The 24,133-nt window shown below is 57.1% G+C and carries 20 protein-coding genes; 16 read left to right on the top strand and 4 right to left on the bottom strand.

Annotated elements, in window-relative coordinates:
• The first annotated feature begins 78 nt into the window (after positions 1 to 78).
• The gene (gene oadA / locus ACT3R7_RS16590) at positions 79 to 1,893 is read left to right on the top strand and encodes a sodium-extruding oxaloacetate decarboxylase subunit alpha (protein ID WP_192537392.1); all 1,815 of its coding nucleotides are present in this window, start codon (positions 79 to 81) and stop codon (positions 1,891 to 1,893) included.
• Positions 1,894 to 1,906: 13 nt separating this feature from the next.
• Complete coding sequence (locus ACT3R7_RS16585) at positions 1,907 to 3,229, top strand: sodium ion-translocating decarboxylase subunit beta (protein ID WP_192537391.1); 1,323 nt, start codon at positions 1,907 to 1,909, stop codon at positions 3,227 to 3,229.
• A gap of 135 nt (positions 3,230 to 3,364) precedes the next feature.
• On the opposite strand, the gene ACT3R7_RS16580 is transcribed toward ACT3R7_RS16585, so the two are convergent.
• Together ACT3R7_RS16580 and ACT3R7_RS16575 are read right to left on the bottom strand one after the other, a co-directional pair.
• Positions 3,365 to 3,997: an IMPACT family protein gene (locus ACT3R7_RS16580; protein WP_192537390.1), complete on the bottom strand. Its 633-nt coding sequence runs from the start codon at positions 3,995 to 3,997 to the stop codon at positions 3,365 to 3,367.
• Positions 3,998 to 4,435 carry a LexA family protein gene (locus tag ACT3R7_RS16575; protein WP_018918031.1) on the bottom strand — a complete coding sequence of 146 codons (438 nt, stop codon included), beginning with the start codon at positions 4,433 to 4,435 and terminating at the stop codon, positions 3,998 to 4,000. It lies immediately after the preceding gene.
• Between the two features lie 268 nt (positions 4,436 to 4,703).
• Between ACT3R7_RS16575 and ccmA the strand changes: the two genes are divergently transcribed.
• The 10 genes from ccmA to smc all read left to right on the top strand — a co-directional run bounded on the left by ccmA (position 4,704) and on the right by smc (position 15,086).
• The gene (ccmA, locus tag ACT3R7_RS16570) at positions 4,704 to 5,324 is read left to right on the top strand and encodes a cytochrome c biogenesis heme-transporting ATPase CcmA (protein WP_192537389.1); all 621 of its coding nucleotides are present in this window, start codon (positions 4,704 to 4,706) and stop codon (positions 5,322 to 5,324) included.
• A 3-nt stretch (positions 5,325 to 5,327) separates the two neighbouring features.
• Complete coding sequence (gene ccmB / locus ACT3R7_RS16565) at positions 5,328 to 6,065, top strand: heme exporter protein CcmB (protein WP_192537388.1); 738 nt, start codon at positions 5,328 to 5,330, stop codon at positions 6,063 to 6,065.
• A gap of 13 nt (positions 6,066 to 6,078) precedes the next feature.
• Entirely contained in the window at positions 6,079 to 6,819 is a 741-nt protein-coding gene (locus ACT3R7_RS16560; protein WP_192537387.1) for a heme ABC transporter permease, read from the top strand.
• The gene (gene ccmD / locus ACT3R7_RS16555; RefSeq protein ID WP_192537386.1) at positions 6,819 to 7,055 is read left to right on the top strand and encodes a heme exporter protein CcmD; all 237 of its coding nucleotides are present in this window, start codon (positions 6,819 to 6,821) and stop codon (positions 7,053 to 7,055) included. Before ACT3R7_RS16560 ends, ccmD begins: the two co-directional genes overlap by 1 nt.
• The gene (ccmE, locus tag ACT3R7_RS16550; protein WP_192537385.1) at positions 7,045 to 7,539 is read left to right on the top strand and encodes a cytochrome c maturation protein CcmE; all 495 of its coding nucleotides are present in this window, start codon (positions 7,045 to 7,047) and stop codon (positions 7,537 to 7,539) included. Before ccmD ends, ccmE begins: the two co-directional genes overlap by 11 nt.
• 76 nt (positions 7,540 to 7,615) lie before the next feature.
• The gene (locus ACT3R7_RS16545; protein ID WP_193090937.1) at positions 7,616 to 9,625 is read left to right on the top strand and encodes a heme lyase CcmF/NrfE family subunit; all 2,010 of its coding nucleotides are present in this window, start codon (positions 7,616 to 7,618) and stop codon (positions 9,623 to 9,625) included.
• The gene (locus ACT3R7_RS16540) at positions 9,622 to 10,149 is read left to right on the top strand and encodes a DsbE family thiol:disulfide interchange protein (RefSeq protein ID WP_192537383.1); all 528 of its coding nucleotides are present in this window, start codon (positions 9,622 to 9,624) and stop codon (positions 10,147 to 10,149) included. Before ACT3R7_RS16545 ends, ACT3R7_RS16540 begins: the two co-directional genes overlap by 4 nt.
• Positions 10,140 to 10,610, top strand: a complete 471-nt coding sequence (locus tag ACT3R7_RS16535) for a cytochrome c-type biogenesis protein (protein ID WP_192537382.1) — start codon at positions 10,140 to 10,142, stop codon at positions 10,608 to 10,610. The genes ACT3R7_RS16540 and ACT3R7_RS16535 overlap by 10 nt, the downstream gene beginning before the upstream one ends.
• Positions 10,607 to 11,494, top strand: coding sequence for a c-type cytochrome biogenesis protein CcmI (gene ccmI / locus ACT3R7_RS16530; RefSeq protein ID WP_192537381.1), 888 nt, complete (start codon positions 10,607 to 10,609; stop codon positions 11,492 to 11,494). The genes ACT3R7_RS16535 and ccmI overlap by 4 nt, the downstream gene beginning before the upstream one ends.
• Positions 11,495 to 11,591: 97 nt before the next feature.
• Positions 11,592 to 15,086 carry a chromosome segregation protein SMC gene (gene smc, locus ACT3R7_RS16525; RefSeq protein WP_192537380.1) on the top strand — a complete coding sequence of 1,165 codons (3,495 nt, stop codon included), beginning with the start codon at positions 11,592 to 11,594 and terminating at the stop codon, positions 15,084 to 15,086.
• Between the two features lie 18 nt (positions 15,087 to 15,104).
• On the opposite strand, the gene ACT3R7_RS16520 is transcribed toward smc, so the two are convergent.
• Positions 15,105 to 16,274: a mandelate racemase/muconate lactonizing enzyme family protein gene (locus tag ACT3R7_RS16520; RefSeq protein WP_192537379.1), complete on the bottom strand. Its 1,170-nt coding sequence runs from the start codon at positions 16,272 to 16,274 to the stop codon at positions 15,105 to 15,107.
• A gap of 100 nt (positions 16,275 to 16,374) precedes the next feature.
• On the opposite strand from ACT3R7_RS16520, the gene ACT3R7_RS16515 reads away from it, so the two are divergent.
• The 4 genes from ACT3R7_RS16515 (at position 16,375) to ACT3R7_RS16500 (ending at position 22,011) form a co-directional block, all read left to right on the top strand.
• Positions 16,375 to 17,253: a LysR family transcriptional regulator gene (locus tag ACT3R7_RS16515; RefSeq protein ID WP_192537378.1), complete on the top strand. Its 879-nt coding sequence runs from the start codon at positions 16,375 to 16,377 to the stop codon at positions 17,251 to 17,253.
• A 495-nt stretch (positions 17,254 to 17,748) separates the two neighbouring features.
• Complete coding sequence (gene zipA, locus ACT3R7_RS16510) at positions 17,749 to 19,596, top strand: cell division protein ZipA (protein WP_192537377.1); 1,848 nt, start codon at positions 17,749 to 17,751, stop codon at positions 19,594 to 19,596.
• A 109-nt stretch (positions 19,597 to 19,705) separates the two neighbouring features.
• Positions 19,706 to 21,742, top strand: coding sequence for an NAD-dependent DNA ligase LigA (gene ligA, locus ACT3R7_RS16505; RefSeq protein WP_192537376.1), 2,037 nt, complete (start codon positions 19,706 to 19,708; stop codon positions 21,740 to 21,742).
• On the top strand, positions 21,739 to 22,011 hold the full coding sequence (locus tag ACT3R7_RS16500) for a YheU family protein (protein WP_192537375.1): 273 nt from the start codon (positions 21,739 to 21,741) through the stop codon (positions 22,009 to 22,011). Before ligA ends, ACT3R7_RS16500 begins: the two co-directional genes overlap by 4 nt.
• Here the strand turns inward: ACT3R7_RS16500 and mnmC are convergent.
• Entirely contained in the window at positions 22,005 to 24,017 is a 2,013-nt protein-coding gene (gene mnmC, locus ACT3R7_RS16495; RefSeq protein WP_192537374.1) for a bifunctional tRNA (5-methylaminomethyl-2-thiouridine)(34)-methyltransferase MnmC2/FAD-dependent 5-carboxymethylaminomethyl-2-thiouridine(34) oxidoreductase MnmC1, read from the bottom strand. The genes ACT3R7_RS16500 and mnmC overlap by 7 nt on opposite strands.
• Between the last annotated feature and the right edge of the window lie 116 nt (positions 24,018 to 24,133).

Below are 24,133 nucleotides of genomic sequence, written 5' to 3'. Positions count from 1 at the left end.
TGTTCGCTGCGACAATTAAATCGGCTTTTTTTGTTAGTTTTACTACATATCTATAATTTTAACGTGTGAGCTATCGCCATGAACGAGACAAAACGCCCGCTGGGGATTACCGATGTTGTGCTGCGTGACGCCCATCAGTCGCTGTTTGCAACCCGACTGCGTCTTGAAGACATGCTGCCTATTGCCGAAAAACTGGACCGTGTCGGCTATTGGTCGCTTGAAACCTGGGGCGGCGCTACCTTCGACGCGTGTATTCGTTATCTGGGCGAAGACCCATGGGAGCGTATCCGGGCGCTAAAAGAAGCCATGCCTAACACGCCGCAGGCGATGCTGTTACGCGGCCAGAATCTGCTTGGCTATCGCCACTACGCTGACGATGTAGTCGACAAATTTGTCGAACGTGCCAAGACTAACGGCGTGGACGTTTTTCGTGTGTTTGACGCCATGAATGACCCCCGAAATCTGGAGCGTGCCATTAAAGCGGTGCGTCAGGTGGGTGGGCATGCCCAAGGGACCATTTCCTATACGGTCAGTCCGGTACATACCCTGGATAGCTGGGTCGATCTTGCAAATACTATTGCGGCAATGGGCGCAGACTCGTTGGCTATCAAGGATATGGCGGGACTGTTAACGCCCTACACGGCGTTTGAGCTGGTAACCCGTCTGAAGAAAAACCTGTCTATTCCAGTCCATCTACACTGCCACGCTACTACCGGGCTTTCTACCTCGACCATTCTTAAGGCGGTAGAAGCCGGTATTGATAACGTGGATACCGCTATTTCCTCCATGTCGATGACCTATGGCCATAGCCCCACTGAGTCCGTTGTGGCGATGCTCAAAGACACCGGCCGCGATACCGGGCTGGATCTTGAGCTGCTGGAAGATATTGCCGGTTACTTCCGTGAGGTGCGCAAAAAGTACGCGGCTTTTGAAGGCTCGCTACGCGGCATTGATTCGCGCATTCTCGTGGCTCAGGTGCCCGGTGGCATGCTGACCAATATGGAAGGCCAGCTCAAAGAGCAGGGCGCCGGTGATAAGCTGGATGATGTGCTCAGCGAGATTCCGCGTGTGCGCGAAGACCTGGGGTTTATTCCTCTGGTGACGCCGACGTCGCAGATTGTCGGCACCCAGGCGGTCATGAATGTCATGATGGGCGAGCGTTACAAATCAATTTCTAAAGAAGTTCAGGCGCTGCTTAAAGGCGAGTATGGCGCGGCGCCCGCACCGTTTGATACCGAACTTCAGGCCCGCGTACTGGAAGGCGGTCAGCCAATCACCTGCCGTCCGGCGGATAATCTTACGCCTGAGATGGACAAGTTGGCGGCGGAGCTTAAGCAGAAAGCCAGTGCCGACAACGTGCGTTTGGCAGAAGGGGAACGCGAGATTGACGATGTTTTAACCTACGCGCTGTTCCCGCAAATTGGCCTGAAATTTCTTAAAAACCGCGATAACCCCGAGGCCTTCGAGCCCGCGCCTCAGGCGGCAGAAAACCAGCCCACCAAGGCCCCGGTAGCCCCCCAAGCCAGTACGCAAGTGGCGGCGCGCGGCCCTGAAACCTACACCGTAAAGCTCAACGGCAAAGCGTTTGTGGTGGAAGTTTCTGAAGGCGGCGATATTGGTCAGGTGCAAGAGCAAGCCGCTCCTGCGGCAAGTGCAGCGCCAGCACCGGCGGTTGAAAGTAGCGGTGAGCGTATCGAGGCACCGCTTGCCGGCAATATTTTCAAAGTGAACGTACGCCCAGGCGATCAGGTGGCGGAAGGGGATGTGGTGATCATCCTTGAAGCAATGAAAATGGAAACCGAAATCCGCGCCAGCAGTGCCGGCACGGTATCGAAAGTTAACGTTAGCGAAGGTGACAGCGTAGCTGTTGGTGACGCACTGATTGAGCTTTAAGGGCATATCGGGAATGGAAAAATTAATCACCTTATGGGAAGGCTCTGGGCTTTATAATCTTGAGCTTGGTCAGGCGGTCATGATCGGGGTCGGGCTACTGCTGCTTTATTTGGCGATCCATAAGAAATTTGAGCCGCTGCTGCTGGTGCCTATTGGCTTTGGGGGCATTCTTGCCAATATCCCCGAAGCCGGCCTTGCGATTTCAGCGCTGGATCAGGCCATTGAAGTGGCCAAGCCTGCCGTGCTTCAGCAGATTGGCGCAGCGCTCGGGGTCGCGCTAGATCCTTTGGCCGGTATTGAAGGCTGGCGTGAAGCGCTCAAGGCGCTGGCTCATAGCGACGTAGCGCCGGACCAATTGCGTGCCGCCAAAGATGTTGCCGCGAGCGTCGGTTACAGTAATGGCATGCTGTATAACTTCTATACGGTTGCCATTGCCTCGGGCATTGCGCCGCTGCTGATCTTTATGGGCGTCGGCGCGATGACCGATTTTGGGCCGCTCCTTGCCAATCCGCGCACGCTGTTTTTAGGCGCGGCTGCTCAGTTTGGTATTTTCGCCACGCTGTTTGGCGCCGTTGTGCTGACCTCCATGGGCGTAATGGATTTCTCGCTTAATCAGGCAGCCGCGATCGGGATTATCGGCGGGGCAGATGGTCCAACGTCGATCTATGTCGCAAGCATGCTTGCCCCTGAGCTGTTGGGAGCGATCGCGGTGGCGGCCTATGCGTATATGGCGCTGGTGCCGCTGATTCAGCCGCCCATCATGCGGCTGTTGACCACCGAAAAAGAGCGTCAGATCAAGATGACGCAGCTGCGTCCGGTGTCCAAGCTGGAAAAGATTGTTTTCCCGCTGATGCTGTTGATTCTTGTGGCGCTGTTCCTGCCCGACGCCGCACCGCTTCTCGGCATGTTCTGCTTTGGTAACCTGATGCGTGAGTGTGGCGTGGTCGAGCGGCTTTCCGATACCGCTCAGAATGCGTTGATCAATATCGTAACAATCATCCTGGGGCTTTCGGTGGGCTCAAAGCTGATGGCCGAGAGTTTTCTGTCGGTTGAAACCTTGGGTATTCTGGGGTTGGGCATCGTGGCCTTCGGAATTGGCACGGCCGCCGGGGTATTAATGGCGAAGCTAATGAACCTGATGAGCCGTATGCCGATTAACCCACTGATTGGTGCCGCCGGCGTATCGGCAGTACCCATGGCTGCGCGGGTAGCCAATAAAGTCGGGCTTGAAGCGAATCCGCATAACTTCTTGCTGATGCATGCCATGGGCCCGAACGTGGCTGGTGTGATCGGTTCTGCCGTGGCTGCCGGGGTCATGATTAAATATTTGGGATAGGGCGGAGCTAGGCCCGGGACATATCGGAAATAGATCAGCGGGTGTAAACGTAATTACTCGCTACGCGGCTTACGGTTGACTCCGTAAGCCGTTTTTTTTGGAGGAGATTTGGGGGATAGTGGGCTTGGAATAGAATCAAAAAGTGGGGGTAGTGACCGGGCTAACGTCCAGGGTGCACTTTAAGCGGTTTTCCAGCGGGGATAGGTCGAACGTGTGATCGCGAGGCCAGCCGATGGTTAGCTTGACGCCTTCGCCATCATAGTCGACCTGCTCAATGGGGATCATCTGCTCATCGCACCAAGCGCGGGCAATGGCTTCGCTGGCAAAGGTAAGGCGCAGCGCGTAGGCGTCTCGCTCGATCACTTCACGGGTTGGCAGGCTTTCCAGCGCATGGCTGACCGCTTGAGCATAGGCGCGAGCCAAGCCGCCGGTGCCGAGTTTGGTGCCCCCAAAGTAGCGAATTACCACGCAGCCAATTTCACCCAGCTGGCTGCCCTGAAGTACCTGATACATCGGCCTGCCCGCCGTGCCGCCCGGCTCACCATCATCCGAAAATCCAATCAACGTTTGCTCGCCGGGAGGCCCGGCTATATAGGCAGTGCAGTGGTGGCTGGCATTGGGATGGGCGGCTCTGGCGGCCTCAAGCAGCGCACCGAAAGCGCCAACGTCGGGCGCATGGCATAGCCACGCCAGAAACTGGCTCTTTTCGACGTCGATTTCAGCGGTGTGCCACTGCGCGGCAGGTAAATCCGGGACTCGGTAACGCAATCAATGCTCCATGGGACCATAAGAATCGGTAGCCAGGTGGTGGGCGTTATCCTGAGCCACCCCCATTACCATTCCTAACACTTGAATATCGCGATTGTGCAAAAAGAGATCCGGCGCCTGGGCGTCAGCAGGCCATAAATGTACTCCAAAGCGGCTGATAGAGAGCTGCTTTAAAGCGACTTGCTGCTGGTTGATCTGCGCAACGGCGGTTTCTTCATGGGCATCGCGTTGAAAACGCCGAATAATAATGACATCCCCATCGAATAAGTTGCAATCGCGCAGTCGGTTGCCGCGTATTTTAAGCGCGTAAGTATTGTGCCTTTTCATACGGCCTGAAGCGGACACGGCACGTGCAGAGGACGTGCTTTTTGAAGCGCCAAGCCCCGCGCCTAATACTGAACGGCAAGCAGGTGTTGGTGCTGACATCGATATATTCATATTGGGTTCTCCAATGCAGCGCCCTTTCCCTAGGCATGAGTCGTAGTAAATCAGACTTTATTAATATGTGTTTTCATACAGTGGTTTCAGTATACAGCTGTTTTTGCATACAGTGGTAGTGCTGTTTTTGTCAATTCATCATGAACCGTGTGGTTTGCTCACATTGTTAGCGTGCTTGATTAATTGCTGAAGCAATCGGTACCTGGCTGGCGATAAAGCGGCTTTGCGTGTAGAGTTTTGGCCATTATTAATGCGCTGGGAGAGACGTTTGAGCCTGTGCCTGGAAGCACGACAATTAGCCTGCGAGCGCGATGGGCGCTGGTTATTTGAAGGGCTCGATCTAAAGATTCGCAGTGGAGAAATCCTGCGAATTGAAGGCCCCAACGGCAGTGGCAAAACCACGCTGCTTAAAATTTTGGCGGGTCAACTAGGCGAGTATGAAGGCGAGCTTTACTGGAACAGCACACCACTGCGTAAAGCCCGTGAGCAGTTTCTTGCCAATCTGCTTTATCTAGGTCATTCCCCCGGCGTTAAGGCCGGGCTTTCGCCATTGGAAAACTTAGCTTGGTATCAAGCGCTCAATGGCGATAAAGGCAGTGAAGAGCAGCGCTTGGAAGCGTTAGCCAAGGTGGGTCTCAACGGCTTTGAAGATGTCGTTGCTGGGCAGCTGTCGGCGGGTCAGCAACGCCGTGTCGCCCTGGCTCGCTTAACGCTTACTCGGCGTGCGCTCTGGGTGCTGGATGAACCATTTACGGCCATTGACCGCCAGGGTGTGACGGCGTTGGAAGCCCAGCTGGCGGCCCACGTTCAGGCGGGGGGCTGCGTTTTATTGACCACGCACCATGCGCTTGCGGTAACGTCCACCGTCAGATGCGTTCAGTTGGGGTAGAAGATGTCGTTGCAACGCACCAACGCTGCGCCAGCCGTCGTGATTGTCGAAGCGCCTGCTCAAGGCAGCCTTTGGATCGCCTTTAAAGCTACGCTTGAGCGCGATTTAACGCTGATGCTGCGGCGGCGCGGCGAGCTACTCAATCCGCTGGTATTTTTTGCACTGGTGGTGACGCTGTTTCCTATCGGTATTTCACCCGACCCCGACATGTTGGCGCTTATTGCCCCTGGGCTTTTATGGGTGGCCGCGCTTTTAGCCGCGCTGCTGTCTCTGGATAGCCTGTTTCGCACCGATTATGACGATGGCAGCCTGGAGCAACTGCTGTTAGCGCCTCAACCACTGGCCATATTGAGCTTGGCCAAAGTGGCCGCGCATTGGCTATTCACCGGGCTACCGCTTGCGCTGATGGCACCGCTGCTCGGCATCATGCTGGCACTACCGGCCGGAAGTTACGCGGTTCTTTCGCTTTCACTGGCGATAGGCAGCGCCAGTTTGAGTTTGATTGGTGCCATTGGGGCCGCGCTAACGGTGGGGATCGCCCGCGGTGGCGTGCTGCTGTCGCTGTTGATACTGCCGCTGTATATCCCGGTGCTTATTTTTGGCGTAGGCGCGGTGCAGGCCGCCCTTCTTGGTGAAGGCGTTGCCGCCCATCTGGCGATGTTGGGAGCACTTTTAGCCGCGTCCCTGTTACTGGCACCCTGGGCGATAGCCGCTTCGCTACGCATCAGCATTAACGGTTAAGGAAAGACACGCCATGTGGACCTTTATCCATAAGTGGGGCTCCCCCAAATGGTTCTACTCAATGAGTGGAAAATTACAGCCCTGGTTCTGGACGGTCTCGCTGCTTTTGATCGCTGTCGGCACGCTATGGGGGCTGGCCTTCGCGCCGGCGGATTACCAGCAGGGCAATAGTTTTCGAATCATTTACGTGCACGTGCCCGCAGCCTTTTTAGCGCAGTCGATTTTTGTCTCCATGGCCGCGGCGGCGCTGGTGTTTATGGTCTGGAAGATCAAGATTGCCGACATGGCAGCGACCGTTATGGCGCCTTTGGGGGCAGTGATGACGTTTGTCGCCCTATTCTCCGGCGCGGTGTGGGGCGTACCTACCTGGGGCACCTGGTGGATGTGGGACGCGCGACTTACCTCGATGTTGATTCTGCTGTTTTTATTTTTGGGCGTCATTGCCTTGCGCGGTGCTTTTACAAGCCGTGACAGCGGCTCGCGGGCCGCCTCGGTGCTTGCCATGGTCGGGGTGATTAATATCCCGATTATCAAATATTCGGTTGATTGGTGGTTTACCCTGCATCAGCCTGCAACCTTTAGGGTAACCTCAAGCCCGACCATGCCCGCTGAAATGTGGTTGCCGTTGTTGATCATGGTGCTAGGCTTCTACTGCTTCTTTATCGCCCTGACGCTGATGCGCACGCGCAGTGAAATCCTGCGCCGTGAGGCCAATAAGCGCTGGGTCATGGATTTGATCAAGGAGGCGCACTGATGGCGTTTTCCTCGTTCTCGGCGTTTTTGGCCATGGGAGGGCATGCGCCTTATGTATGGGCCGCCTGGGGCGTCACGGCGCTATTAATGATTGCCAGCGTTGGGCATGCACGCATGGAGCGCCGCCTGCTGATCCGTGATTTAAAGCGCCGGGCCCGGCGTGAAACAACGCGTCCGCTCCCAAGCACCAGTACCGCGCCGAACTCACTTCAAGCGAGCCATAGCGATGACACCTAAACGTCGCCAAAAGCTGTTGATCATCCTCGGCGGCATCGTGTTAGCCGGGCTTGCCATTGGGCTGACGCTCTATGCGTTACGTGCCAACATCAATCTGTTTTTCAGCCCGGTGCAGATCGCCCAGGGCGATGCGCCTATTGAGCGCTCCATACGCGCGGGGGGCCTGGTCAAAGAGGGCTCGGTATTTCGCGACCCGCAAAGCCTGGATGTCGAGTTTCGGATTACCGACTACGTCGATGAGCTGGGCGTCTCTTACAACGGTATCCTGCCGGATTTATTTCGAGAGGGGCAGGGCGTGGTGGTGGTCGGCAAGCTTCAAGCCGACGGGCGGTTTGTGGCGGATAAGGTGCTTGCCCGCCACGATGAAAACTATATGCCACCCGAGGTGGCGCAGGCCTTGGAAGACGCTGGTTATTCACCCGCCGATTATCAAGAGAAGGCCGCCGAAGTGGGCAAGCGCCTGAATAAGCAAGCGTCTGAATGAGTAAGCGCCTGAATGCATAATGGAAATGCTTGATGAATGCCGTAAGCCTTAGGGCCAGTGCTAGGTTGGAGCGCCGATGTTGGTAAAAATGATCCCTGAACTTGGCCATTTCGCATTGATTATTGCCGTGCTAATGGCTGCGGTACAGGCGGTAATGCCATTAGCCGGGGCCACGACGCGAAGGCCTTTATGGATGGCTTATGGCCACCCCATGGCGGTGGGGCAGTTTCTGTTTATCGCGCTGGCGTATGTGTGCCTGACCACAAGCTACCTGCTGGATGACTTCAGCGTGACCAACGTGGCCAACAACTCAAACTCGCTGCTGCCCTGGTACTACAAGATGAGCGCCGTGTGGGGCAACCACGAAGGCTCGGTGCTTTTGTGGAGCTTTATGCTGGCGGGCTGGGGCTATGCTGCCTCACGCTTTTCCGGTGGCCTGCCCCGCGATATGGTGGCTCGAGTGCAGGGCGTCATGGGTTTGGTTAGCCTGGGCTTCTTACTCTTTATCCTGCTGACCTCCAATCCCTTTGAACGGCTTTTACCCAACGTGCCTCACGATGGCGCGGATCTTAACCCGCTGCTTCAAGATATTGGCCTGATTGTTCATCCGCCGATGCTGTATATGGGCTATGTCGGATTTTCAGTGGTGTTTGCCTTTGCGATTGCCGCGCTTTTGGGCGGACGGTTGGACGCCGCCTGGACCCGCTGGGCGCGCCCCTGGTCCAATATTGCCTGGGCTTTTTTAACCGTAGGGATCGCGCTGGGCAGCTGGTGGGCTTACTACGAACTTGGCTGGGGCGGCTGGTGGTTTTGGGACCCGGTAGAGAACGCTTCGCTTTTGCCCTGGCTGACCGGCACGGCGCTGATTCACTCTCTGGCGGTCACTGAAAAGCGCGGCTCGTTTAAAAGCTGGACCGTGTTGCTGGCCATCTTTACCTTTTCGCTGTCACTGCTGGGTACTTTTCTGGTGCGCTCTGGCGTACTTACCTCGGTACACGCGTTTGCCAATGACCCCTCGCGCGGCTTGTTTATCCTGGTGTTGCTGGCGGTCACGGTGACGCTTTCACTGCTGGTGTTTGCTCTGCGCGCGCCCAGGGTCAGCCACCAGGTTAGCTTCAGCTGGCTTTCACGGGATGCGCTGCTGCTGATCAACAATATCGTGCTGGTCATCATGACCGTGACTATATTGCTGGGCACCCTCTACCCGCTGATTCTGGATTCGCTCAACCTGGGTAAAATCAGCGTGGGGCCGCCTTACTTTAACGCCCTGTTTGTACCGCTGACCGTGGTGATGTGCATCTTCATGGGCCTGGGGCCGATGGCCCGCTGGAAAAGCATGGAGGCCCGCGAGCTTAAGCGCAAACTGTGGCTTGCAGGGGCAGTGGCGCTGGTATTGGGTGTGTTACTGCCATTTATATACACCGGTGAGTGGAACCTATGGGCGTCGCTCGGCATTGTGACAGCACTCTGGATTGTGCTGCCGATGGGGCGTGATTTAATCGATAAAACCCGCCACGCCCGCAGCCGGTTGGCCGGATTACGCAAGCTGTCGCTGGCCTACTGGGGCATGGTGCTTGGCCATATGGGCATCGCCGTAACGATTGTCGGGGTGGCGGTCGTTTCCAACTATGCCAGTGAACGCACCATACGTATGGCACCCGGCACAACAGTCGAGGTCGCCGGGTATCAGTTCACCATGACCGAACTGACCAGCCGTCGGGGCGCCAACTTTCTGGCCGACACGGCGGTGCTTGAAGTGCAAAATATCGACTCTGAGCGCGGCTTTTTAATGCGCCCGGAAAAACGCTTTTATCTAGCCACCGGCATGCCCATGACGCAGGTGGCGCTGCGAGCTGGCCTGTTTCGCGATCTTTACGTGGCCATGGGTGAGGATCTGAACGACGGCAGCTGGGCCATGCGCATTCAATATAAACCCTTTGTACGCTGGCTGTGGTTGGGTGGCCTGTTGATGGCGCTCGGCGGTGTGCTGGCGATTGTGGATAAGCGTTATCGCCGTGTAAAAGCGACGAATAAAGCCTCAGCCGCTACGCCTAGTCAGTCTGAGCCGCAGGAGGCCACGCTATGAGCCGCCGGCTATTGCTACTACTCTTGCCCGTGAGTTTTCTACTGGTGGCGCTGTTTCTGTATCAGCGACTGCAGCATGATCCGGCACAGCGCGACTCAGCGTTGATGGCGCGGGAATTCCCAGCGTTTGAAGCTACTACTCTGCGTGACGAGCAGCAAATGGTCGATCAATCACTCTTGAAAGGTGAGGTCACGCTGGTCAACGTGTGGGGCGAGTGGTGCCCGGCGTGCAAGCAGGAAATGCCGCAGCTATTGGAGCTCGCCGATCAGGGTATCCGTATGGTCGGGGTCAACTACCGCGATACGCGTGAGAAAGGCATGAGCTTTCTCAACCAATACGGCGACCCTTTTGAGATGAATATCTTCGACCCTGAAGGCAGTCTGGGGTTTGATCTGGGCGTATATGGCGCCCCGGAAACTTTCCTGGTCGATGCCGAGGGGATTATCCGCTACCACCATAAAGGCTATATCTCGCCTCAAGACGTTTCAGAGCGCATTTTGCCGGAGGTGGCCAAATGGCGTTAATACGTATCGTCACAGCGGCCATTCTGTTGGCTCTTTCGATAAGCGCAGCGGCCGGAGGGATCGAGCTACGCGAGTTTGACGATCCGGTGCTTGCGCAGCGCTATCACGACTTAACTGCCTCCATGCGCTGTCCGCTGTGCGAGAACCAGGCAATTGGCGATTCCGACTCGCCGATTTCCGGCGATATGCGTGAGCGGGTGTATCAAATGCTGCAAGACGGGCGCTCGGACAGTGAAATTGTAAGCCACATGGTGGAGCGCTTTGGCGACTATATCCTTTACAACCCCCGCCTGGAGAAGCGTACCTATTTGCTGTGGGGGCTGCCGGTGGGGTTGGGTATCCTGGGCTTTGTACTTCTGCTGCTGATAATCCGCACCCGGCGTAAATCCTCGGCCAAGGCTCTGAGCGCTGAAGAGCGTGCCCGCCTGGACGCCTTGATTCAGCGCAGGAGGTCGTCATGACACTGTTATGGATTGCCATGGCCCTGGTAATGCTACCGGCGATTGTCTGTTTACTCGCTCCGCTGCGTAAGGCGGGAGCGCTTTACGCCGAACAGCATGCCTTTGAAGCTAATGATACGGCTGCCGAGCAAAACGTCGCGATCTTTACGCGCCGCCTGGCATCGCTTGAAGCCGCTCATCGCCGCGGGGATATCAATACCGCCGCGTTTGAAGAGAGCCGCCTGGAGCTTGAGCGCAGCCTGCTCGAAGATACGCATACTCAGGCTATGCGGCCGCTAAAGTCGCCCCGCGCGGGTCGATTGGCGGTGCCTTTGATTGCGGTGGGTTTTGCCGTGCTAAGCCTGTTTTGGTATCTAGAAGAGGGCGCGGAAGGAGATCTTGCCCTCTACGAAGTTCAGCAGACACTCCAAAACGACCCTACTGCCACCGCGGATACGTATATCGCTCGAATAGAAGGGCAGGCGTCGCTCCAGCCCAATAACCCGAACGTGTGGGCCATGCTTTTTCCGCTGTATCGCGATACGGGCCATCAGGAAAAAGCCGTTGATGCTTTGGAGCGGCTGATCGCCCTTGAAGGCCGCCTCCCTGGGCTGCTGGCACAGCTGGCGCAACTTCGCTTTTTTATGGCGAACCGTGAAATGACTGCAGAAGTGCAGTACCTGGTGGATGAAACGCTGGCCCAGGACCCGCGCCAACCAACGGTATTAGGCTTATTGGGCATTCACGCGTACGATAACGGCGACTTTAACCGTGCCATTGATCGCTGGCGCCGGGCGCTGGCAACCGTGGAAGACCCCAACACGGCAGCCTCGCTACGTGAAGGTATTCGCGCAGCCCAGGAACGCCTGACCGATGTATCCGAGAAGGCTGCGGTCGATGAGTAGTCAAGCCCTGAGTCACTACACCGCTGCCGAAGTCTTGATTAACCGTGTATTTTGAATACCCCCTCATGTTCATCAATAAACTCTTTGTAGGATCGGCATGCGCTTAACCTCTATTCGCCTTGTTGGGTTCAAGTCGTTTGTCGACCCGGTCACGGTGCCCTTCGACGGTAATATGACCGCGATCGTGGGCCCTAACGGCTGCGGAAAATCCAATATCATCGATGCCGTGCGCTGGGTAATGGGCGAGTCTTCCGCCAAAACCCTGCGTGGCGAGTCCATGGCCGACGTTATCTTCAATGGCTCTACCGGGCGCAAGCCGGTGGGCCAGGCATCTATTGAGCTCAAGTTCGACAACCGCGACGGCACCATGGGCGGCGTGTATGCCCAGTACGCGGAAATCGTGGTCAAACGGTTAGTGACCCGCGACGGCCAGTCCAACTACTTCTTCAATGGCCAGAAGTGCCGTCGGCGGGATATCGCCGACCTGTTTATGGGCACCGGTCTAGGCCCGCGCTCTTACGCGATTATCGGCCAAGGCATGATTTCAAGGCTGATCGAAGCCCGCCCGGATGACCTGCGCTCCACACTTGAGGAAGCCGCGGGCATTTCCAAATACAAGGAGCGCCGCCGGGAAACCGAAAACCGCATGCGGCGGACTCAAGAAAACCTCGAGCGCTTGGACGATATTCGCGAGGAGCTGGATAAACAGCTTGAGCGCTTAAAGCGCCAGGCCGAGGCGGCTAAGCGCTATCAGGAGCTGAAACAACTGGAGTACCGGCTGAAAGGCGAGCTGGCGCTGCTGCGTGGGCGTACTCTACGCGCCGAGCAGTCGCAGCAGGAGAGCCGGGTTCGCGAGCTGGAAATCTCGGTTGAAAAAGATGTGTTTGGCGTACGTCAGTGTGAAACCCGCCTGGAGCAGGCCCGCGAGCAGCATGACGAGCTTGCCGAAGTACTTGAGCGCCACCAGCAGCAGTTTTTCGAAACCACCACACGCATCGCCAGACTCGAGCAGGATCAGGCGCATCGGCGTAGCCGTGAGGCCCAGCTGGCTAACGACATCGCCACCGCCCGGCGGGAGTTGGACGAACAGCGCCGGGTCAGCGAAGGCGACCGCGAGCGCCTGAGCGTTATCGACGAGCGCTTTGAAGCGCTTTCGCCCGAACACGAAGCGCTGGAAGAGCAGCTGGAAGCCCTGGAGCAGGCGCTTGCCGATGCCACCCCTGCCATGGAAGCCGCCGAGCAGCAGTGGTCTGAAGCCGAAAACCGCTGGCGGGACTCAAGCCGCGAGGCCGATCGCAGCCAGGACCAGCTACGCGATTTAGAGCAGCGCATTCAACGCCTGCAGGCAGAAGGCCAGCGACGTCGCCAGCAGCGCGGTGATTTAGCGGATCTTAGCGCGCTACGTGAAGAACACGCTCAGTTTCAGGCCCAGCTGGCGGAAGCAGAAGAGCGCTCCGAAGCCTTCACCAAAACCCGTGAACAGTGGCAGCAGCAGTACAGCGATGCCAAAAATGCCTATCAGCAGGCCACACGCACCCGCGATGACCAGCGCGCCAGTTTGAGCCAGCGCCAGGGCGAGCTGGCCTCGCTCCAGGCGCTGATTGATGCTGCACTGGCCGACCATGACCCGGATATCGAAGCAACCCTGGCGACCCACGGGTTGAGTAATGCCCCGCGCCTGGGTGAAACGCTAAACGTCACGCCCGGCTGGGAAACGGTCATTTCCTGGTTGCTCGCCCCCTGGCTAAATGCCCGCCTTGTGGCAAGCCATCAGCTTGCCGCGCTGCCGGAAGCCCTGGCGACCGACTGGTGCCTGATCGATGAAAAAGCGCCCGCTGTTTCAACTGGCAGCCAGCATCTGGATTCACTGGTAAGCGGCGCCGGTGCGCTGGGTGAATGGTTAGCGAGTATTCACTACGTTGAATCCGGCGCGGAAGCCGAGCAGCTTGCGCCAAGCCTCGCCCCGGGGCAAAGCGTGGTCAGCCGGGATGGCGTCTGGTACGGGCGAGGCTGGCTGCATCAGCAGGCCAACGGTCAAGGCGTCGATGGGCTGCTGCTGACCCGCCGCCGGTTTAACGAGCTGGATGCCCAGCGCGAACAGGATGAAGAAGTCCTGGCGCTAGCTGAAGAGCAGTGCGAGACGACCAGTGAAGCGATCGAAGCGCTGGAGCTTGCCCGCGAGCAGCAGGCCGAGCAGGAACGCAGCCACGCGGCAAGCCTTCAACAGCTGGCGATTAAAGAGCGCAGCGCCGCCCAGAAGCTTGAACATCTGCAAGGCCGGGCCACGGAACTTGATGCCGAACTTAGCCAACTGCAAGAGGATGAGGCGGAGTTAACGCTTACTTTGGAAGAGCAGCGTGCCCGCTGGCATATCGCCATGGAAACGCTGGAAGCGGCTTCAGAGGCGCGGGAAGTAGCCACCGAGCTGCGCGGCCGTCAGCGCGAGCAGCGCGAACGGTTGACCCGAGAGCACGCGCCGCTGAAAACTCAGCAGCAGACGCTGGCCCTGGAGCGCGAACGCTTAACCGCTGAGCGCGATAGCCTGCGCTCCCAACAGGCGCGCTCAAGCGACAGCGAAGAGCGCTTGACGCTACGCATAGCAGAACTCGAAGAGTCGCGGGAAATGCTGCTTGAACCGGATGAGCTGGCCGGTGAAGAGCTTGAAGAGCTACTCCATCAGCGCGAACAGCAGGAGCGCAGGCTTAACGAAACCCGTCAGCAGGCTCAGTCACTGGCGGAGCAATTGCGCAACGACGAACTGGCCCGCCAGCAGCACGAGCGCAATCTTGAACAAAGCCGCGAGCAGCTTCAACAGCGGCGCATGGACGTTCAGGCGCTGGCCCTGAAGGCGGCGACCCAGGATGAGCATCTGGCTGAATTGGGCCACGACGCCGAAGCTTTGGCCGAGACTCTGCAAAGCGATGCCAGTGAGCAAACCTGGCAGGAAAAACTGGAAAGCACCGGCGAGAAGATCCGCCGTTTGGGCGCGATTAACCTCGCAGCGATTGAGGAGTACGATCAGCAGGCCGAACGGCGCAACTACCTCGAAGCCCAGCACGCCGAGCTTACCGAGGCGCTTGAAACGCTGGAGCGAGCCATCAAGCGGATCGATCAGGAGACGCGGGTACGCTTCCGGGAAACCTTTGATCAGGTGAATAGCGGTTTGCAGGAACTCTTCCCACGCGTGTTTGGCGGTGGTGCTGCCTGGCTGACGCTAACCGGCGACGACCTGTTGGAAACCGGCGTTGCGATCATGGCGCGCCCGCCGGGCAAGAAGAACAGCACGATTCACCTGCTTTCCGGTGGTGAAAAGGCGCTCACGGCGCTTTCATTGGTGTTCTCCATCTTCCAGCTCAACCCCGCGCCGTTCTGTATGCTCGATGAGGTCGACGCACCGCTGGATGATGCCAACGTGGGGCGTTATGCGAAGCTCGTGAAAGAGATGTCGGAAAACGTCCAGTTCATCTATATCACCCACAACAAGATCGCCATGGAAGCCGCCGAGCGTCTGATGGGGGTCACCATGCAGGAGCCCGGCGTTTCGCGTCTGGTATCGGTGGGGATTGATGAAGCGGCCGCGCTGGTGGACTAGGCGAGCTTGGATTCTAGCTTAACCTTCGCCCAGCTCACGCATCACCGCATACAGCTTGGATTTGGCTTCAAAGCCCACGCCGGGGGTGTCCGGCAGGCCGACGTAGCCATTTTCAACCTGAATGCCGTCGGCAAAGCCCCCAAACGGCTGGAATACGTCAGGGTAGGATTCGTTGCCGCCCAGGTGCAGGCCAGCGGCGATGTTAAGGGACATCTGGTGGCCACCGTGGGGTACCACGCGGCGCGATGACCAGCCAAGTTCATCCATCACCTTGAGCGTGCGCATGTACTCCACCAAGCCGTAGGAGAGCGCGCAGTCAAACTGTACGAAGTCACGGTCGGCACGCATACCGCCATGGCGCAGCAGGTTGCGGGCATCCTGATGCGAAAACAGGTTTTCGCCGGTCGCCATGGGTAGCTCATAGTGATTGGCAAGCTCCGCCTGAAGTGCGTAATCCAGCGGATCACCGGCTTCTTCGTACCAGAAGAGGTTATACGGTTTCAGCGCCTCGGCGTAAGCAATGGCCGTTTCTAGATCAAAGCGCCCGTTGGCATCTACCGCTAGACGGCTGCCATCGCCGACTACTTCAAGCACGGCTTCAATACGCCGAATATCTTCCTCAAGCGGCGCGGCGCCAATCTTCATTTTTACCACGTTGTAGCCACGCGCCAGGTAGCTCTTCATTTCGTCCTGCAGCTTGGTGTGGTCTTTACCGGGATAGTAGTAGCCGCCAGCGGCATACACCCAGACTTTATCGTCGGCTTGGCCATTGCGATAACGCTCGGCAAGCAGCCGGTAGAGCGGTTTGCCTTCAATTTTGGCCACCGCGTCCCACACTGCCATGTCGATGGTGCCAACGGCTACCGAGCGCTCGCCGTGGCCGCCGGGCTTTTCGTTTTTCATCAGGGTATCCCAGATGGCAAATGGGTCCAGGTTGTCGCGCTCTTGGTCGATCAGCGTGTCGGGGTTGGCTTCGGTGATTCTATCCAGAAAGCGGTCACGCATTAGCGCGCCCTGACCGTAGCGGCCGTTGGAGTTAAAGCCGTAGCCAATCACTGGCTTGCCATCGCGGATCACATCGGTGACCACGGCCACCACCGAACAGGTCATCTTGGAAAAATCGATATAGGCATTGGCAATCGGGGAGGCGATCGAAACGGTTTTCTCGCGAATATCCACAATACGCATGGCAAGCTCCTTAAACGGTTAAGAGCTTAACCCTATGCGTGACAAGCGCCGCTGCCCAATGCTATTACTGCGTTACCTCATGCTGAAACGGCATTGCCCTATGGAACTTGTCTGGCTTGAAGACTTTACCGCCCTTGCCGAGCACGGCAGCTTTGTGCGCGCCGCCGAGGCTCGTCATATCACTCAGCCGGCGTTTAGCCGACGCATTCGCGCGCTAGAGCAGTGGATGGGCGTTAGCCTGTTTGTGCGTACCCCCCAAGGCACTACGCTGACACCTGCTGGTCGGCATATTCAGGCGAGCGCCTTTGAAGCCATAGGTCGGCTTTACCGATTGCGTGCTGAAGCCCAGGAAATTGAAGGCAAGGCGACCAAGACGCTGCAGTTTGCGGCCACGCATTCGCTTTCATTTACGTTCTTCCCGCGCTGGGTAAGAACCCTGGAGCAGGGCGCGCCCATGGAGGCGGTACGGCTGCATTCAGATACCATGGCTGCCTGTGAACAGTTGCTGCTGCGTGGCGATAGCCAGTTTTTACTAAGCCACCACCATGTCGCCGTGCCTTCTTTGCTCTCTTCGGAGCATTTTGAAAGTATCCAAATAGGCGAGGACACGCTGATTCCGTTAATGGGTAAAGAAATGGGTAACACTCGGACGCTGGAAGAGATGCCGTATCTGGCCTATGCCGATGCGTCGGGGCTGGGCCGCGTGGTAAATCACTGGCTTAAGCAACATGCAGGCGACCGGATATTCACTCCCCGCTTTAGTAGTCATCTAGCCGCGGTACTGATGTCAATGGTAATAGAAAACAAGGGCTTGGCATGGATACCTAAAAGCCTGGCGGAGCAGGAAATAGCGGAGGGAACGCTGGTTCGGGCACTCGGTGAAGCCTGGGATATCCCGTTGGAAATTCATCTTACTCGGCCACGCGTATTAGCAAGCACCTTTGCCGATGCCTTTTGGCACAGGCTCATCAAGCGTTAAGAAACCGCTACAAGCATTAACATTTATCGTTAAATTGATAAAAAAATGTGTAAAAAGGCTCAACTTATCTATATTGATCATTATAAAATTGTGGTTAATGCTATGGTGTAGTAGCTGAAACTGGTACAGCTAAAGCATAGCAATAATGATAAGCTGTTTATGCATACAGTGATTGGTTGGTTAGTTTTCAAGTTGTTTATGATTTAACGTTCTGAGTTTAAGTAAACATAACGTTAAGTGTAAAAGGTACTGCCTTATTTATATTAAACAGCAAATTTATGGCACTATTAATCGCCGCAAGGGTCTAGTTGCGATCAGCGTCAAAAATTTGCTCAAAAACGTTAAAAACTGTGCCATAACGTGAAGATTGCCCAATAAGTGGCCCTTTTTGTAGCAACCGCGCTATGCTGGTGATAATTATTAATCACCTTGAAGGCCAGCATCTTCAGGTATGGCGCTTTAGCAACCGGTAAGATGACCCATGGAATGTTCGACATGGAACTAAGAGAGTGGCTAATTATTTTAGGTTTGGCGTTGGTATCGCTCATCGTAGTCGACGGTGTAAGGCGACTCCAGCGCCAGCGGCGTGTCCCACGTCTAGATCAAGCGGTTAAGGATCTTCCCGAAGCGAAGCTAACCGACCTTGATGACGAAGCTAAAGAAGCAGAGATTAACTGGGAACTGCCTAACGGTGGTGCGCGGGTCGTTAAACCTGCTGACTATACTGGCCTGGGTTCAAAACCCAAGCTAGAGCGTCAGGATCATCCCGGGCCTTCCCGCGTACTATCCGAGTTCAGACGCTCCTTCGCCAATGCCGTGCCCAAGCGTAAAACAGCTGCCGCATCGCAAGCCGCCGCAACGCATGCTGCACCCACTGCGTCTAGAGCCGCGTCTGCTGCTTCACCAGCGGCTACGTCACCAACAGATTATGAGCGTCGTGAACCCAGCTTCTCTTTAGATAGTGCTTCTACTTCTACTAGTAGTACTTCAAATAGTGCTTCAAATAGCGAGCCGTCCGTCACTCACGCTAAGCCCGCTAAAGCACAAGCGCCTCACGAACACACCCAGCCCATGCCGACAGCTGCCCAGGAAAGCCCTTCAGCGCCTGCGCCCGCCCAAAGCGAACGCCACATTGATGAGCCGTCTATCTCTTTATCTGCTACCAATCAATCGACTACCGATGAGCTGTCCGTTACTGATGAATTAACCACTGGCGATGCAGAAGTCGCCTCGGTTAATAAGGTAGATGCGTTTAACGAGGTAGATAAAGAGAGCGTCGCAGACCCTGCGCTGTCCACCGCCGCTACGCCAGCTGAGCCTGTTTTACGTGCCGAGCCAGAAGACGCCGTGTTTGCCAAGCAGGATGCGCCCAAGCGTCGCCAACTGCGCGAAGATACGGTTGGCGAGTACGACGAGCTTAATGATGATGAAGTCGACGAATACCGGTTGGTCGATTTTGAAGGTATCGGCCGCTCCTTTAAGCGTCGTTTGATTATCCGTCGTAAAGAGAAGGCGCGTAAAAAAGCTGAAAAAGCCATACGTGCTGAAGCGCTGGCCAAGCAGAAGGCTGAGCGTAAAGCGCTGGAAGCCGAACAGCGCCGTGAAGCGAAAGAAGCCGCCGAAGCAGAAAAAGCCCGTATCGCTCAGGAGCAGGCAGAGGCACACGAGGCCGCTGCTCTCGCCGCTGCCGCTCAAAAAGCCGCCGCGCCTCGATATGACGAACCAGAGCCCGCTTATGCGTATGACGAGCCGAGCGAAGAGTACGAAAATTACGAGTCTTATGATGACGCGCCGGTTCGTGCTCAGCGTGACTCGGTAGTACGTACTCACCCAACGCTTGAAAAAGCGTTACGTCATGATGTGTCTGGCGAGCATGCCAAAGAGACGCTTTCCAATGCTGATGAAGTCATCGTAATCAGCGTGCTTTCTCGTGACCCGGAAGGCTTTGATGGCAGCAAGTTGCTTGATCTCATTATGGCGTGCGGCCTGCGTTACAGCCGCCCGATGGGTGTCTTCCACCGCTTTGAAACCGAGAGCCCCGATAGCGAGCTGCAGTTCTCGATGATCAATGTGGTCAAGCCTGGCACCTTCCCGATCGAGGAAATGGGCGAGTTTGTGACTCCAGGCGTTACTTTCCTGATGCCCTTGCCGGGAGCGGTCGACAGCTCAGCCGCTTTTGAAGCCATGGTCGAAACCGCCATGGTAGTGGTACGCCATATGGGCGGTGAACTGAAAGATGAACACCGCAGCGTCATGACGGCGCAAACCATCGAGTTTGCCCGTCAGCGGGTACGCGATTTCGAGCGGCGCCATCGTCTGCATCGCCATATGCAAGCCCACTAAGTAACGCTTGCGATTAAACACCCGCCTTCTTGCAGAAGGCGGGTGTTTTTGTTCTAAGATGTGTCTTTTTTGTGATCGCTTTTAGCCTGTACGATGGAAACCAACGTTAATGAGTCAGCCTGACCCCCAATTGCTGGAAGAAGTCACCCAGCTGCGCGCCGAGCTTGATGAAGCCAACTACCGTTACTACGTATTGGACGAGCCAACGTTAACGGATGCCGACTACGATCGTAGATTGCAGCGTTTAAAACAGTTGGAAGCCGAAAACCCCTCGCTTATCTCACCGGATTCACCTACTCAGCGAGTAGGTGCCGCCCCAGCCGATGGGTTTCCCTCGGTTGCCCATGCTATTCCCATGCTCTCATTGGATAACGCGTTTAACGCAGAGGATATTATCGCCTTTGCCCAGCGCGTGGCCGAGCGCCTGGAGTGCGAGGCTGATGAGGTCGAGTTTACCTGTGAGCCTAAGCTTGATGGTGCGGCGGTATCGCTGGTCTATGAGCAGGGCGTATTGGTTAGCGGCGCCACCCGTGGCGATGGCCGTACCGGGGAGGGCATTACCTCTAACCTGCGCACGCTGCGCTCGGTGCCTTTAAAGCTGATGGGCAAGCAAATCCCTGAGCTTTTGGAAGTGCGCGGTGAAGTTATCATGCGCCACAAAGGCTTTGAGGCCCTCAACGAGCGCGCCCGGGAAGAAGGCAGCAAGGTCTTTGCTAACCCACGTAACGCTGCAGCGGGCAGCCTGCGCCAGTTAAACCCCCAGATTACCGCGACCCGCCCGCTTGAGTTCCACGCCTACCAGGCGGCACGCCTTGAGCCCGACATGGGCGATGCGACACATAGCGAACTGATGGCCCGCCTGATCACACTGGGTTTTCGCTCAAGTGCCGAGTTAAAAGTGCTGACCGGCCCGCAGGCTGTGGTCGAGTATTGCGAGCAGCTGGGCGCGAAACGTGATCAGCTGGGCTACGATATCGACGGCGTGGTGATCAAGGTCAATGCGCTGCGCTACCAGCGCGAGCTGGGGTTTGTGGCCCGAGCCCCCCGCTGGGCCACCGCGTTTAAATACCCTGCTCAGGAAGAAGTCACCACGCTCAACGACGTTGAATTTCAGGTCGGCCGTACCGGTGCCATCACCCCGGTGGCAAGGCTTGAACCGGTGAGCGTGGCGGGCGTTATCGTTTCCAATGCCACGCTGCACAACGCCGATGAAATCACCCGGCTGGACGTCATGATCGGCGATACGGTCACCATTCGGCGCGCAGGCGATGTTATCCCTCAGGTAGTGCGGGTGGATGTGGACAAGCGCCCGGCCGATGCGCAACCGATTGTGTTCCCCGAGCACTGCCCGGTATGTGGCTCGGATATCGAGCGTGTGGACGGTGAAGCCGTTGCCCGCTGTTCGGGCGGGCTGTACTGCGCCGCGCAGCGTAAGGAAGCGCTTAAACACTTTGCCAGCCGCAAGGCTCTGGATGTAGATGGCCTGGGCGTGAAGCTGATCGATCAGCTGGTGCAGCTTGATTGGGTGAAAACCCCCGCCGATCTTTTCCACCTGACCGTTGAGCAGCTGCAGAGCCTGCCGCGTATGGGCGAAAAGTCATCGGTGAATCTGGTCAACGCGCTGGATAAAGCCAAACACACTACGCTCGCCCGGTTTATCTACGCGCTGGGGATTCGTGAAGTGGGTGAGGCCACGGCGGCCAATCTGGCCAGCCACTTTGGTACGCTGCAGGTACTTCAGGCGGCCGAGCTTGCAGCGCTTGAGGCGGTGAATGATGTGGGCCCGATTGTGGCAGCCCACGTGCATACGTTTTTCCGTCAGCCGCACAACCAGGAAACGATTGCCGCGCTGATTGAAGCAGGCGTTACCTGGAAGGAAGCCGAAGTCGCCCAAGGTCCCACGCCGCTTGAAGGCCAGACCTGGGTGCTGACCGGCGCGCTGGAAAGCATGACCCGCGATGAAGGCAAGGCGCGGCTGCAGGCGCTGGGTGCCAAAGTGGCGGGCAGCGTTTCGAAAAAGACCACGGCGCTGGTGGCTGGCGAAGCGTCAGGCAGCAAGTTAACCAAAGCTGAACAGCTAGGCGTTGAAGTGGTCGATGAAGCGACCTTTATCGAACGCCTTTCGCAGTGGGAGCAACCTGAATGAGCCGTTTTATTGAAGTACCCGCCCGCATGCTGCCCCCGGAAACCCTTGATGCGCTGCTGGAGGCCTTTGTTACCCGACAGGGTTATGACACCACGGATACTGGTGAGGGAATGAAAGGCTGGGTGGCTGAGCTTAAAAAGCAGCTGGCGCGCAGCGAGTTGATTATTGCCCACGACCTGAAGCTTGAAATGACCGAAGTAATGACCCTGGCGCAGTGGCGTTCCTTCGGTCGGGATCTGGCGGATGATGAGGAAGAGGGCGACTACTGACCGCGAATGATCGCGCTGATAATACGCCGCCCGGCGTGAAGGTGATCGACCAGCGGCGCCTCCAGAGGCATGGGGTCATCGCACAGTCGGGAGGCGATCACCTCAGCGCATAGCGGCGCGCTTGAGAGCCCACGCGAGCCGTGAGCGGTCGATATCCACAAGCCGGGGTAGTGTTCGCCAGCTACATCCGGTGCCCGCGAGGCATCTTTACCCAGCACGGCATACGCTGACTGCCAGGCAGAAGCGTCGGGCACCGGGCCCGCATAGGGCGTTTTATCCGGGCTTGCAGCGCGCACCGCCGCACGCCCTTCAAGCGCCTGTGGGGTCAGTTGGGCGCCTGTGCTTTCCAACGCTGTCTCAAGTTCTGCCACCAGTGCCGGGAGCGTTTGGCGAAGCTCCTCGATATTGCGCTGATGGTCGGTATCGGTCACTTCGGTAGAGTCATTGTTAGGCACAAAGCTTGCGCCAAAGGTCAGCACGCCTTCAAACGCCGGTGATACATAGCCACCCGCGCACACGACCCGCTCAGGGCCTTTTACGCCGACGGGCAGTGTCACTTCACTAACCTGGCCGCGCACCTGCTGTAGGGGCGCAAAGGCCGTCTGAGTAAACGTGTTGGCGTAGTGAGCGCTTGCAATCACCACGTGGTCAGCATTTATCGTACGCCCATCAGCAAGCTTCAGCTGCCAGTGTTCATGCTCACGGTTAAGCGACGTTACCTCACCTTGGGTAAGGGTAATGTTGGGGCTTTGAAGTAAGTGTTCACATAGCGCCTTGGGCCGCACCCAGCCCGCCTGTGGATAAAAAAGCGCGTGCTGGGCGTCAATGGTAACGCCGGCCGCCTCGCTAAGCCCTTGGGTAAGCGGTGACACCACCACGGCTTCGGGCAGCGCATGCTGCTCGCTAAAGCGTTGCTGGCGCTTGGCTTCTTTAGCGTTTGTTGCCAGCTGAACCACGCCGCAGGGTTGCCAAAGTGAAGGCGCTTTTAATTGGCTAAGCCAACGCTGGCTGTATAACAGGCCGGAGAGATAAAACCGGCTCTGGTGGTTGGTATCAGCGGCAAGCTTTACATAAAGCGCCCCCTGACGATTACCCGAACCGCCTGCCCCCGGCGCCGTGCGCTCAATCACGCTAACCTTGATGCCGCGCCTGGCAAGCGCCGCCGCCACGCTACACCCGGCAATCCCTGCACCAATTACCGCCACATGCTGAGTTTTGAGAGGCGCCGGTGGTGTAAACCAAGGCGTTGCTTCACGGCGTTTATCAACAGGCGGTGTTTCAATCATGCCCGCGAGAATTTCGCGCTTACGCCCGCAGCCGGGGACTTTTTTCCAGGTAAAGCCTGCCGCTTTCAAGCCCCGCTTAACGATGCCTGCGCAGGTGAATGTGGCAAAGGTGGCCCCTGGCCGAGAGCGCGCCGCCATGGCTTCAAACAGCTCGGGTTGCCACATCTGAGGATTTTTGGAAGGCGCAAAGCCGTCTAGAAACCAGGCATCGACCTGGCCGTCTAAAAGCGCCAGACGCTCGGTGGTATCGCCATAATGCAGGTCCAGCGTAACGCGGTCGCTCAGGTGTAGGCGGTGTACGCCGCTAACCGATGCGGGCCACTGCTCACAAAGCACCTGTGAATAACCCGCAAGCGACGGCCAGGCGCGCAGGGCGCGCTCAAGTGACGTCCGATCCAGAGGATACTTTTCTGTGGATAACAGATGCAGCCGCGCCCCGGCGGGTGCGTGCTGTTCAAAGCAGGCCCAGGCGCACAGCATATTGAGCCCCGTCCCAAAGCCGGTTTCCCCGATTACAAACGCCCGCGTGCTTTCCCAGGCGGCAAAGCGTTCAGGTAAGCGGTTGGTATTTAAAAAAACGTGCTCGGTCTCTTCAAGGCCACCCTCACGGGAAAAATACACGTCATCGAAGTCATCCGAGTGCGGTGAAGTGTCACTCCAGGTGAGTAAAGGCGCGCTTAACGCCGTTAGAGGAGGCAAAGCAGTAGGGCGTTGAGGCACGCGGGTATCCGTAATGAGAGAAGTGGTTAAAAAATAGCCAATTTGTTAATCGGGGCGTTATCTCTGGCTTAGCGCAAAGCGTCCGCTGGGTTTGCACAGAGTTTTCCACAGGCTCT

This window comes from Halomonas sp. AOP43-A1-21 (genome assembly GCF_052376775.1).
In the GTDB taxonomy this organism is placed as follows: Bacteria; Pseudomonadota; Gammaproteobacteria; order Pseudomonadales; family Halomonadaceae; genus Vreelandella; species Vreelandella colorata.
Note: the sequence above shows the minus strand (reverse complement) of the source record. Positions and strands in the feature narration are given on the sequence as shown.

Bases quoted from the DNA above. Each gene is read 5' to 3' on its own strand.
- smc (WP_192537380.1), top strand. From the start codon at position 11,592: ATGCGCTTAACCTCTATTCGCCTTGTTGGGTTCAAGTCGTTTGTCGAC.
- ACT3R7_RS16540 (WP_192537383.1), top strand. From the start codon at position 9,622: ATGAGCCGCCGGCTATTGCTACTACTCTTGCCCGTGAGTTTTCTACTG.
- ccmB (WP_192537388.1), top strand. From the start codon at position 5,328: ATGTCGTTGCAACGCACCAACGCTGCGCCAGCCGTCGTGATTGTCGAA.
- ACT3R7_RS16545 (WP_193090937.1), top strand. From the start codon at position 7,616: ATGTTGGTAAAAATGATCCCTGAACTTGGCCATTTCGCATTGATTATT.
- ACT3R7_RS16500 (WP_192537375.1), top strand. From the start codon at position 21,739: ATGAGCCGTTTTATTGAAGTACCCGCCCGCATGCTGCCCCCGGAAACC.
- ACT3R7_RS16585 (WP_192537391.1), top strand. From the start codon at position 1,907: ATGGAAAAATTAATCACCTTATGGGAAGGCTCTGGGCTTTATAATCTT.
- ligA (WP_192537376.1), top strand. From the start codon at position 19,706: ATGAGTCAGCCTGACCCCCAATTGCTGGAAGAAGTCACCCAGCTGCGC.
- ccmE (WP_192537385.1), top strand. From the start codon at position 7,045: ATGACACCTAAACGTCGCCAAAAGCTGTTGATCATCCTCGGCGGCATC.
- ACT3R7_RS16575 (WP_018918031.1), bottom strand. From the start codon at position 4,435: ATGAATATATCGATGTCAGCACCAACACCTGCTTGCCGTTCAGTATTA.
- ACT3R7_RS16515 (WP_192537378.1), top strand. From the start codon at position 16,375: ATGGAACTTGTCTGGCTTGAAGACTTTACCGCCCTTGCCGAGCACGGC.
- ccmI (WP_192537381.1), top strand. From the start codon at position 10,607: ATGACACTGTTATGGATTGCCATGGCCCTGGTAATGCTACCGGCGATT.
- ACT3R7_RS16535 (WP_192537382.1), top strand. From the start codon at position 10,140: ATGGCGTTAATACGTATCGTCACAGCGGCCATTCTGTTGGCTCTTTCG.
- ccmD (WP_192537386.1), top strand. From the start codon at position 6,819: ATGGCGTTTTCCTCGTTCTCGGCGTTTTTGGCCATGGGAGGGCATGCG.
- zipA (WP_192537377.1), top strand. From the start codon at position 17,749: ATGGAACTAAGAGAGTGGCTAATTATTTTAGGTTTGGCGTTGGTATCG.
- oadA (WP_192537392.1), top strand. From the start codon at position 79: ATGAACGAGACAAAACGCCCGCTGGGGATTACCGATGTTGTGCTGCGT.
- ACT3R7_RS16520 (WP_192537379.1), bottom strand. From the start codon at position 16,274: ATGCGTATTGTGGATATTCGCGAGAAAACCGTTTCGATCGCCTCCCCG.
- ACT3R7_RS16560 (WP_192537387.1), top strand. From the start codon at position 6,079: ATGTGGACCTTTATCCATAAGTGGGGCTCCCCCAAATGGTTCTACTCA.